Origin of the sequence: Bradyrhizobium sp. (assembly GCF_035935975.1) — a bacterium.
Lineage (GTDB): Bacteria > Pseudomonadota > Alphaproteobacteria > Rhizobiales > Xanthobacteraceae > Bradyrhizobium.
In genome coordinates, this window is record NZ_DASYWN010000046.1 from 137,706 (window position 1) to 148,327 (window position 10,622).

The 10,622-nt window shown below is 64.2% G+C and carries 9 protein-coding genes; 5 read left to right on the forward strand and 4 right to left on the reverse strand.

Going from position 1 to position 10,622, the window contains the following annotated elements; all coding sequences use genetic code 11:
* Positions 1-71: 71 nt before the first annotated feature.
* The 4 genes from VGR99_RS28760 (at position 72) to VGR99_RS28775 (ending at position 4,183) form a co-directional block, all read left to right on the forward strand.
* Complete coding sequence (locus tag VGR99_RS28760) at positions 72-845, forward strand: ferredoxin--NADP reductase (protein WP_326903331.1); 774 nt, start codon at positions 72-74, stop codon at positions 843-845.
* Between the two features lie 271 nt (positions 846-1,116).
* Positions 1,117-1,995 (forward strand): patatin-like phospholipase family protein, encoded by an 879-nt coding sequence (locus VGR99_RS28765; RefSeq protein ID WP_326903332.1) that lies wholly within the window; start codon positions 1,117-1,119, stop codon positions 1,993-1,995.
* 227 nt (positions 1,996-2,222) lie between these two features.
* Positions 2,223-3,848 carry an FMN-binding glutamate synthase family protein gene (locus tag VGR99_RS28770; protein WP_326903467.1) on the forward strand — a complete coding sequence of 542 codons (1,626 nt, stop codon included), beginning with the start codon at positions 2,223-2,225 and terminating at the stop codon, positions 3,846-3,848.
* 95 nt (positions 3,849-3,943) lie between these two features.
* Positions 3,944-4,183, forward strand: a complete 240-nt coding sequence (locus tag VGR99_RS28775; RefSeq protein WP_326903333.1) for a PilZ domain-containing protein — start codon at positions 3,944-3,946, stop codon at positions 4,181-4,183.
* Between the two features lie 293 nt (positions 4,184-4,476).
* Here VGR99_RS28775 and VGR99_RS28780 read toward each other — a convergent pair whose 3' ends face one another.
* The 4 genes from VGR99_RS28780 to VGR99_RS28795 all read right to left on the reverse strand — a co-directional run bounded on the left by VGR99_RS28780 (position 4,477) and on the right by VGR99_RS28795 (position 9,467).
* Positions 4,477-5,772: a hemolysin family protein gene (locus tag VGR99_RS28780; RefSeq protein WP_326903334.1), complete on the reverse strand. Its 1,296-nt coding sequence runs from the start codon at positions 5,770-5,772 to the stop codon at positions 4,477-4,479.
* A gap of 125 nt (positions 5,773-5,897) precedes the next feature.
* The gene (locus VGR99_RS28785; protein ID WP_326903335.1) at positions 5,898-7,922 is read right to left on the reverse strand and encodes a carbohydrate porin; all 2,025 of its coding nucleotides are present in this window, start codon (positions 7,920-7,922) and stop codon (positions 5,898-5,900) included.
* A 335-nt stretch (positions 7,923-8,257) separates the two neighbouring features.
* A complete protein-coding gene (locus tag VGR99_RS28790) occupies positions 8,258-8,521 on the reverse strand; it encodes a hypothetical protein (RefSeq protein WP_326903336.1) in 264 nt (87 codons plus the stop codon).
* Between the two features lie 139 nt (positions 8,522-8,660).
* On the reverse strand, positions 8,661-9,467 hold the full coding sequence (locus tag VGR99_RS28795; RefSeq protein WP_326903468.1) for a creatininase family protein: 807 nt from the start codon (positions 9,465-9,467) through the stop codon (positions 8,661-8,663).
* Between the two features lie 132 nt (positions 9,468-9,599).
* Here VGR99_RS28795 and VGR99_RS28800 point away from each other — a divergent pair, with 132 nt between their 5' ends.
* A complete protein-coding gene (locus VGR99_RS28800) occupies positions 9,600-10,622 on the forward strand; it encodes an ABC transporter substrate-binding protein (protein ID WP_326903337.1) in 1,023 nt (340 codons plus the stop codon).

A 10,622-nucleotide genomic window follows, 5' to 3' on the forward strand; every position in this document is an offset into this window, starting at 1 on the left:
GTCCGCCCCGCATTCAGGGGCCGGGCAATCCTTTTGCCCTAAAACCGCAATCATTCGGAATATCGAAAATCATGAGCGCGTTTTACCGAGAGAAGGTTCTTTCCGTCCAGCACTGGACCGACACGCTGTTCAGCTTCCGCGCCACGCGCGACACCGGCTTCCGCTTCCAGAACGGCCAGTTCGCCATGATCGGCCTCGAGGTCGACGGCCGCCCGCTGCTGCGCGCCTACAGCATGGCGAGCGCCAACCACGAGGAAGAGCTCGAGTTCTTCTCGATCAAGGTTCAGGATGGCCCGCTGACCTCGCGCCTGCAGAAGATCAAGGAAGGCGACACCATCCTGGTCGGCCGCAAGGCCACCGGCACGCTGATCACCGACAACCTCATCCCCGGCAAGCGGCTGATGCTGCTCTCGACCGGCACCGGCCTTGCGCCCTTCGCCAGCCTGATCAAGGACCCCGACGTCTATGACCAGTTCGAGTCGATCGTGCTGGTCCATGGCTGCCGCCAGGTGTCCGAGCTCGCCTATGGCGAGAAGCTCGTCGCCACTCTGCGTGAAGACGAGCTGTTCGGGGAGCTGCTTGCGGACAAGCTGATCTACTACCCGACCGTGACCCGCGAGCCGTTCCGCAACCGCGGCCGCATCACCGACCTCATCAACTCCGAGCAGATCTTCAACGACATCGGCCAGGGCCCGCTCAACATCGAGACCGACCGCGTCATGATGTGCGGCAGCCCGGCGATGCTGGAAGAGCTGAAGGTGATGTTCGAAGGCCGCGATTTCATCGAGGGCTCCGGCAACAAGCCCGGCCATTTCGTGATCGAGAAGGCGTTCGTCGAGCGGTAAGCCGCTCGATTTGATTGCGGTCCTCTTAGCCACAACTTTGGTGTCGTCCCGGGGCGCGTGAAACGCGAGCCCGGGACCCATAACCACAGGAAGTCGTTTGGCGACGACTCGTGGCTAGCTCCTCGCCTCGCGCTCGCTAGCTAGCCCACCTTCCCCTCACCATCCTCCCCCGACTTTGTTATTGGCCTCGCCCCTCCGGGCGCGGCTATATGCTCGCGCCTAAATCTCGCCGCGATGTTGCAACGCGAGAGCCGGGGGAGCTGCGCAGATCTTGTCCGTGATCGACCATGGCCGGGCGCCGAAACCGACTGCCTTCGTGCTGGCGGGCGGCGGCAGTTTTGGGGCGATCCAGGTCGGGATGATGCATTCGCTGGCGCGGCATGGCGTCGTCGCCGATCTCGTGGTCGGCTCCAGCGTCGGCGCGATCAACGGCGCCTATTACGCCGGCGATCCCACCCTCAAGGGCCTGCTCTGGCTCGAAGCCCTCTGGCGCGGGTTGAAACGCCACGATGTGTTTCCGGTGACCTGGCGAAGCCTCGCCGGATTCATGTGGCGGCGCGATTTCCTGATTCCCCATGACGGCATCCGCAAGCTGATCGAGGACCATCTGCCCTATCGCAACCTCGAGGATGCCGCGCTGCCGGTGCACATCATCACGACGGATTTCGTCTCCGGCGAGACCGTGGTGCTGTCGGAGGGCTCGGCGACGGAGGCGATCCTGGCATCCACGGCGATTCCCGGTGCATTCTCGCCGATCTACTATCGCCATCGCTTCCTGGCCGACGGCGCGCTCTCCTCCAACACGCCGGTCCGGGTCGCGATCCAGAAGGGAGCAAAACGCCTGGTTGTGCTGCCGACCGGGCACGCCTGCGCGGTCAAGGATCCGCCGGTGGGTGCGGTCGCCAACGCCTTGCATGCGCTGACGCTCCTGATCGCGCGGCAATTGGTGGCCGAGCTCGAAGGCGTGGCCTCCGACATCGAATATGTCGTGGTGCCGCCGCTCTGTCCGCTGGTGGGCTCGCCTTACGATTTCTCACGCACCGACGACCACATCGAGCGGGCGGTCGCGAGCACCGATGCGTGGCTGGAACGGGGCGGCCTCGAGCTGCACGGCGTCATCCCGCACGAGGCGCAGCCTCATGGCCATTGATCTGGCCATTGATTGCGGTCACTGATTTGTCATTTCATTTGAGTCTATTGCACTGCAAAAGCAGGTCATCCGGCGGATTGATTTGCGGCAGCGGGATTCGGTAGCCTCAAGCCAGCTCCGCGTCATATCCATGGATGTGGCGCGGGCGTATCTTACCCCGTCATTTTGACGAGAGGGATGTGGTCGTGGCCAACGATAACAAGACGCAAGCTTCGCCCGAAGGGCTGGTGGAAACCCTGCTGCTGCCGTTCTCCCCTCGCTTCATCGTGCTGACGATCTGTGCGGTCGTCACGGCGCTGCTGATCGGCTTCGGCATCGCCGATCGCAAGATCTTCGACATCCTGCTGATCCCGATCCTGATCTTCGGCGGACTCACCCTGCTCGGCGTGCGCGATCTGCTGCAGAAGCACCACGCGGTGCTGCGCAACTACCCGATCTCGGCGCATATCCGCTTCCTGCTCGAAGAGATCCGCCCGGAGATGCGGCAGTATTTCTTCGAGAGCGAGAAGGACGGCATGCCGTTCTCGCGCGACACCCGCGCGGTGGTCTACCAGCGCGCCAAGATGGAGCTCGACAAGCGCCCGTTCGGCACCCAGGAGGACGTCTATCGCGAGGGCTATGAGTGGATGCACCACTCGGTCTCGCCGAAGTCGCATGCCGAGGAGAAATTCCGCATCACCGTCGGCGGCCCCGATTGCGTAAAGCCCTATTCGGCGTCGGTGTTCAACATCTCCGCGATGAGCTTTGGCGCGCTCAGCCCGAACGCAGTGCGCGCGCTCAATGCCGGCGCCAGGAAGGGCGGCTTCGCGCATGACACCGGCGAGGGCGGTTTCAGCCCCTATCACGCCGAGATGGGCGGCGACATCATCTGGGAGATCGGCTCCGGCTATTTCGGCTGCCGTCACCTTGACGGCACGTTCGATCCCGAGGCGTTCGCGCGCGTTGCGAGCCAGGACCAGATCAAGATGGTCGAGCTCAAGATCAGCCAGGGCGCCAAGCCCGGCCATGGCGGCGTGCTGCCGGCGGCAAAGGTCTCGGAGGAGATTTCAAAGATCCGCGGCGTCGCCATGGGCGAGGACTGCATCTCGCCGGCCTCGCACCGCGCCTTCTCGACGCCCGTTGGCATGATGCAGTTCATCGCCGAGATGCGAAAGCTCTCCGGCGGCAAGCCGGCCGGCTTCAAGCTGTGCATCGGCCATCCCTGGGAGTTCCTGGCGATCTGCAAGGCGATGCTGGAGACCGGCATTTATCCCGACTTCATCGTCGTTGACGGCAATGAAGGCGGCACCGGCGCTGCGCCGCTGGAGTTCATGGACCATCTGGGCATGCCGATGCGCGAGGGCGTCAATTTCGTCCACAACGCGCTGGTCGGCATCAACGCGCGCGACCGCATCAAGATCGGCGCGTCCGGCAAGATCGCGACCGCCTTCGACATGGCGCGCGCGATGGCGATCGGCGCCGACTGGTGCAACGCGGCGCGCGGCTTCATGTTTTCGCTCGGCTGCATCCAGTCGCTGAGCTGTCACACCGACCGCTGCCCGACCGGCGTTGCGACACAGGACCCGACCCGGGCGCGCGCGCTCTACGTGCCGCTCAAGATCGATCGCGTGCATAATTATCACCACGCCACGCTGCACTCGCTGACCGAACTGATCGCCGCAGCCGGACTCGAACATCCGCAGCAGCTGCGCCCGATCCACTTCACCCAGCGCCGCTCGACGACCGACGTCAAATCCTTCGCCCAGCTCTATCCGGCGCTGCGCCCGGGCGAGCTGCTGGAAGGCACCGAAGACCCGCGGTTCCGCGACGCCTGGCGGATGGCCCGTGCCGAGACGTTCCAGCCGGCGATGTGAGGTCAGGCTACGGCATGGCCGGCGCCGGGCCTGAATTCATGGGGAGCATGTTGAGGCCTTAAGGTCTGTGTCAGCTTGGGGTGTAGATTGTCCGCATGGACGAGCGACGCAACAAGGCGAGGCATCGCGTGCTCAAGGCCGGAACGATCGAGTTCGGCGGCGGTGCGATCGACTGCACCGTGCGGAATCTCTCGGACACCGGCGCTGCCCTCGACGTCACCAGCCCCGTCGGCATTCCCGAGCACTTCACGCTGTTCATCCAGGCCGAAGGAACGCATCTGTCCTGCACCGTGGTCTGGCGCAAGGAAAAGCGGATCGGGGTGAGGTTCGGGTGAAGCGCGGGGGGATTGGAGTTTTCGCTCGCCGCCACGCCGACGGTGCACCCTCGCCCCTTGCGGGAGAGGGTGGCTTTGCGCAGCAAAGCCGGGTGAGGGGTTCTCTCCGCGCGCCCATCCGCGAGAGAGTCATCCGCGGAGAGAACCCCTCATCCGGCGCCATAGCTGAAGCTTGGCTTCAGCGTTCTTGGAAACGGCGGCCGAAGGCCGCCTATGCCACCTTCTCCCACAAGGGGAGAAGGGAAGCTATGCCACAAATTACGCTTGTCCGGGACGATAGTTGAGATTGCCGCTCACGCCGCCGCCTGCTCGCTCACACGGCTCGCCAGGATCTTGTCGATCCTCCGTCCGTCGAGATCGACGACTTCGATGTGCCAGCCGGCGAAGTCGAAGGCATCGCCGACATTGGGCAGCACGCTGAACTGCTGCAGCACCAGGCCCGCCACCGTGTTGTAGCGGTGCGGCGGCAGCTCGATGCCGAGCAGTTCGCCGAACTCGTCGACCGGCATCCAGCCGGAGATCAGCAGCGAGGAGTCCTCGCGCCGGACATAGGCCGGTTCCGGCGGTCCTTCCTCGGAGTGGAAGGCGCCGACGATCGATTCGAGGATGTCGGCGGCGGTCACCATGCCTTCGAAGGCACCGTATTCGTCGTAGACGAAACCGACATGCACCGGTGCAGCCCTCAGGATCGCCAGCACGTCGCGGGCATCTGCGGAGGCTGGAATGCCCGGCGCCTCGCGCACCAGCGCGCGCAGGTCCGGCGTCCGTTCGTTCATATAGGCGATCAGCAGGTCCTTGGCCTGCAGCACGCCGATCGGCTTGTCGCGATCGCCGTCCGAGACCGGAAAGCGCGAATGCGGGCTCTTCACGATGATCTCGCGAATGGCCTCCGGCGCGTCGTTCAGGTCGATCTCGTGGACCTCCGTGCGCGGCGTCATGACGGCGCCGACCGGCCGGTCGCCGAGCCGCATCACGCCGGCGATCATCTCCTTCTCGCCGGGCTCGAGCACGCCGGCGCTGTCGGCTTCGTTGACGAGGTGATGGATCTCGTCTTCCGAGACCTTCTCCTCGGCCTTGCCGCCGCGGCCGAGCAGCGTGAGGATCACCTTGCCGGAGAGATCGAGCAGAAACACCAGCGGCAGCGAAATCTTGGCAAGCACGTGCATCGCCGGCGCGACCTTCACCGCGATGCTCTCGGGATCGCGCAGCGCCACCTGCTTCGGCACCAGCTCGCCGACGATCAGGGTCGCATAGGTGATGAGCGTGACGACGATGCCGACGCCGACGATGTCGGCGATGCCTGCGGACATGCCGAGCTCGACCAGCCATTGTGTCAGCCGCTGTCCGAGCGTCGCACCGGAGAACGCGCCCGAGAGCACGCCGACCAGCGTGATGCCGATCTGCACCGTCGAGAGGAATTTGCCGGGATCGGCGGCCAGCGTCAGCGCCCGCTCGGCGCCGCGGACGCCCCTGGCGGCGAGCAGCGACAGCCGGGCCGGGCGGGACGAGACCACGGCCAGCTCGGACATGGACAGCAGGCCGTTAATGACGATCAGGACGACGACGATGATGAGTTCGACGGACAACATTGTGCGCAATGGAGAGGGATATCGTGCCCGGCGGACGCCGGGCCGAGCCCCTTATATATGAACTCCGTACGCGATTTACCCGGTTCCGGCCCAAATTGTCGCACCGGAACCATAACTCCCGCCGTTCAGAACTCGCCGTGCAGGCGTCCTGAGAACACCGACACCGGACCACGATCCGCGTTGTAGGCGGGATTGACGATGAGCTGGTAGTCGGCGGTGAAGGTCAGCGCCTTGTTCAGCGCGTAGGCGTAATAGGTCTCCAGCACGCGTTCGTGGCGGTAGTTGAGCCGGCCGTCGCCGATCAGCGGGCCGAGACCGCCGGCGGCGATGAAGTCGCGGTGATCCTGCGACAGGCCGTTGATGGCGCCGGCGATCGCGACGACGTCGTCGGGCCGGCCCCATTTGGTGCCCTTGACCGAGACGCCGCCGGACAGGCTGCGGTCGATGTCGGTGAAGGCCATGATCTCGTTGCGGCCGTCGTTCCAGCTCCAGCGGCCGAACACGCCGACATCGTCGGTGATGGCCTGCTCGAGGTTGAACGCATAGCCGTATTTCAGTCGGCCGCGGCGGGTCTGGCTGATGTCCACGCCGAACGCGGGATTGTCCAGCGTCTCGCGATAGCTGCCGGAGAAGGCGCTGTTGACGAAGCCGAGCGTGCGCAGCTTGCCGGGCATGCCGAACAGCGAATAGCGCATCTCGAGCTCCGCGACATATTCGCCGCGGCGGCCGATATTCATGTCGAAATTGTTCGAGTTGGATTCGGCATCCATCAGGAAGTAGCCGGCGCGCAACGCCCATTGCTTCTGGTTCAGCTCGGCAGTGGCACCATAGCCGAGGCCGAGCTTGTCGGCGGCGTAGTCGAAGGCGCCGGACGCCCAGATCGACCAGTTCATGAAATCCTTGCGCGGATCGTGCGCGTAGGAATTGCCGTCGAACACGTCGACCACGGAGAACTTGCCGACCTGCAAGGTCAGGCGTGAGATGTCCGCCTTGCCGGCGAGCTGGAACTGGCCGCTGGCAAGTTCCTCCTGCTCGCCGCCGAAACCGAAAGTGTGGCGCACGAACAGCCGCGAGGCGTTGAAATGCGGATAGGGGAAGCCGGATTTTTGCGCTTCGCCGTTGGGGAAGCCCGCCGCGCCCGTGGTGTTGTTGAAGCCGAAGCCCTGCAGCAGCTCAGGATTGAAATAGACCTCGCCGCCGTCCCACAGCCGTGCATTGAGATAGAGCGAGTTGCTCCAGGTCTGCTGGAAATCCGGCGACGGGATCAGGCTGTTCGTTCCGGTATAGGGCGCGTGGAACGCGGGGTAGCCCTGTCCCAGCACGGTCGACTGGCCGTGGATCTCCCAGCGGCTCGACTCGGTGTCGGTGACGTCCGATTTCGGGTTGTAGGTGGGCACGCCCGGCCAGTCGATCTTGCGATTGAGGCCGATCCGCAGGCTCTGGAAATCCATCGACGACGAATATTGCCCGCCGGAGGGGAAGGTGACGTTGGTGTTCTCGAACTTGCTGTAGAGATATTCGAGCCGCGCGCTCCAATGCGGCGCGAAGGCGTATTCGACACCGCCGCCGGCGATCCAGCCGAACCGCGTGTGCAACACCTTCTCTTCGTCGCCGCCGGTCGGGGTCGAGAGGAAGCGCTCGCCGGTAAAGGCCGCGCCGCCGGTCGCGTAGAACAGCCAGTTGCCGGTGGCGTAGCCGAGCCGTGCGCGCAGGCTGGCGACATAGTCCCAGCGCTCTTCGACACCCGACAGCGCGGTCGCCGTCGACGACACGACGTGGTTGGAGGGCAGATAATTCGGGAAGGAGATATCGCCTTCGACGCCGAGCAGCAGCCCCGAATTGAGACGCCAATTGTAGCCGGCCTGGACGCCGCCGGTGGCGCCGTTGAAGACGTGATTGTCGGTTGCGATCGTGGGATCGGTCAGCGTCGTCGAGGAGTTGCCGCGCGTGATGCCGGTATGCGCGCCGATATAGAGACCGGTCCAGTCGTAGATCGCTTTCAGCGCCGGCGCCTTGAGCGGCAGATCGGCCGCGCGGCCGGCGGCGGGAAAAGCCAGTACGCCCGAGGCAATCGCCGCGGCCGTGCGCAAATACCGGTGTCGATGACCTCTCAACGTCAAAACGCACGCCCCCAAACGAATGTGTCCCATTCGCCGCGATATCCCTGCCGATTCGCGGCGGCCCTGTCATCAGGGTTCGGAAGTGCATGGCATCGGTCGAGATTGATCTCGATTTGACGCGTTTTGTCCCAAGCCCCTGAGCTTGTTGCGAACCTTATTGCGATTAATTCGCAATAGCAACTGACACGGATTGCCGCAGGTGATGGTTCGCACCCTTCTGTGACGGGACTGCAACAAATTCCCGGGCCCAAAACAGGTGACCCGCCCGGGGGGACAACCGGGCGGGTCGGGGCACGACACGGGGTGGATGAGGCGCCCGTGTCGGACGCAGGATCCACGTGTGAGATCGGCCTCAGGTACTCAAATCAGTAGCAGGAACGAACGCGGCCGACGTACTGGCCGAAAGCGTTGTACTGGGCGACCCAGCCGCAGCGATGATAGCCGTTGTAATAGGGATCGTTGCTGGCGGCGATCGCGGAGCCGACCACGGCGGCGGTGGCGATGCCGGCACCCACACCCCAGACCCAGCCGGGCTGCTTGGCTTCGGCCGAGGAGGTGGTGGACACGATGCTGCCGGTGACGGCGAGGGCAGCGAGGGCGACGGCGGCAATCCTGGTCTTGATCGACATGTGAAACTCCATCCGGGTTGAGGCGGTCCGTTGTGGCCCGCGTGCCCAGTTGGACGGAGGCTCCCCGCGTCCGGTTCGAATGCCGCGAAGGCGGGGCCGGGCAGAGAGCTTTCTCTGAATGATTCCAGTGGGATGAGGGCTAACCGAGGGGCCCTTTGGCGAGCCTGTTCACGTCGAAGTTATCGACTTCCGCGAGCAGCTCGCAGAAGGCGCGCGCGCCCTGGTCGAGCAGCTGCTCGCCCTTCTCGGGCACAGCCAATGTCGCGTTACCGACCGCGCCGCTGGCGTGGAGATCCTGCGCCTGCCAGGCGAACGGCGCCGGCCGCTGCGTCGACAGCCAGCGATATTGTTTTTCCAGCGCGATGCTGCTCGCGGGAAAATCCGCGATCGCATCCTTGCGCACTTGCTCGGGATAGCGCGCCAGCATGATCGAGGTCTCGACCGCGCCGCCGTGAATGCCGTGGCGTACCTCCTCGGCCGGGAACAATTGATCCGCGCCCGACAGCCGCGACCACGACGTCGTCACCACGAAGAGCTTGTGATGCGCGCGCAGATCCTGCGCGACCAGCATCATCGCCGCGCTGTTGCCGCCATGGCTGGTGATGATCACGAGCTTCTTCACGCCGCGCCGCGCGACGTCCTCGCCGATCCCCGTCCATCGCTTCAGCGCGGCGTCGTTCGGCAGCGTCTGCGTGCCGGGATAGTCGATATGCTCGGTGGAGATGCCGATTGGCTCGACGGGAAGAAAACTCGCCGGAACATGTTCGGGCAAGAACGCGCGCACGCGCGCGAGATAGGCCTCCGCGATCAGCACGTCGGTCGTAACAGGCAGATGCGGGCCATGCTGCTCGGTCGCCGCCAGCGGCAGCACCGCGATCCAGCGCGACACATCCGCGGGACCTGCATTGGCCCAGTCGATGTCGATCCAGTCGCGGGACGGCGTGATCGAGAGTTCTTTGGAGGTTTCTTTGCCCAATTTTGTCACGTAGTTTGAGGTTATCAGGGGACGCGGGCTCGGCCGGCTCGCGTCCCCGAAATTCTCAATATCATGGGCCGGAATGATCGACGGAGTCCAATCATGCGCCTCATCCATCTCTGGCGAGCGTTAACGGTTGCCCTTTGTCCCGTGCTCGTCGCGGGCGCGCCGGCGCGGGCCGAGACGCTGGACAAGGTCAGCTTCGGCACCAATTGGGTCGCCGAGGCCGAGCATGGCGGCTTCTTCCAGGCGGTCGCCGACGGCACCTACAAGAAATACGGCCTCGACGTCACCATCGTTCCCGGCGGTCCGAACGAGAACAACCGGATGCTCCTGATCGCCGGCAAGATCGATTTCTTCATGGCCGCGAATACGCTGATGTCGTTCGACGCGGTCGCCAACGACGTTCCCGTCGTCACCATCGCCGCGGTCTTCCAGAGGGATCCGCAGGTGATGCTGACGCAGCCCGATGCGAAGGTCGCCAAGATCGAGGACCTCAAGCCGCTGACGCTGTTCGTCTCCAAGGAGGGCATGACCAGCTATTTCCAGTGGCTGAAGTCCGAATACGGCTTCAACGAGAAGAACGTCCGTCCCTACAATTTCAATCCGCAGCCCTTCATCGCCAATCCCAAGAGCGCGATGCAGGGCTACGTCAGCTCCGAGCCCTTCGCGGTCGAGAAGGCCGCCGGCTTCAAGCCCAACGTGCTGCTGCTGGCCGATTACGGCTTCAACACCTACTCGACCCTGATCGAGACGCGCCGCGACGTCGCCGAGAAGAAGCCGGATCTGGTGCAGCGCTTCGTCGATGCCTCCATGATCGGCTGGTACAATTACATCTACGGCGACAATTCCGCCGGCAATGCCATGATCAAGAAGCTCAACCCGGAGATGACCGACGATCTGCTCGCCTATTCGGTCGCCAAGATGAAGCAATACGGCATCGTCGATTCCGGCGATTCCCTGAAGAACGGCATCGGCGCGATGAGCGACGAGCGCTATACCTCCTTCTTCAACAAGATGGTGAAGGCAGGCGTCGTGAAGGCTGATCTGGATTTCCGCAAGTCCTACACGCTGCGCTTCGTCAACAAGGGCGTCGGCGTCGAGCTGCGCCCGAGCAAGCCGTAA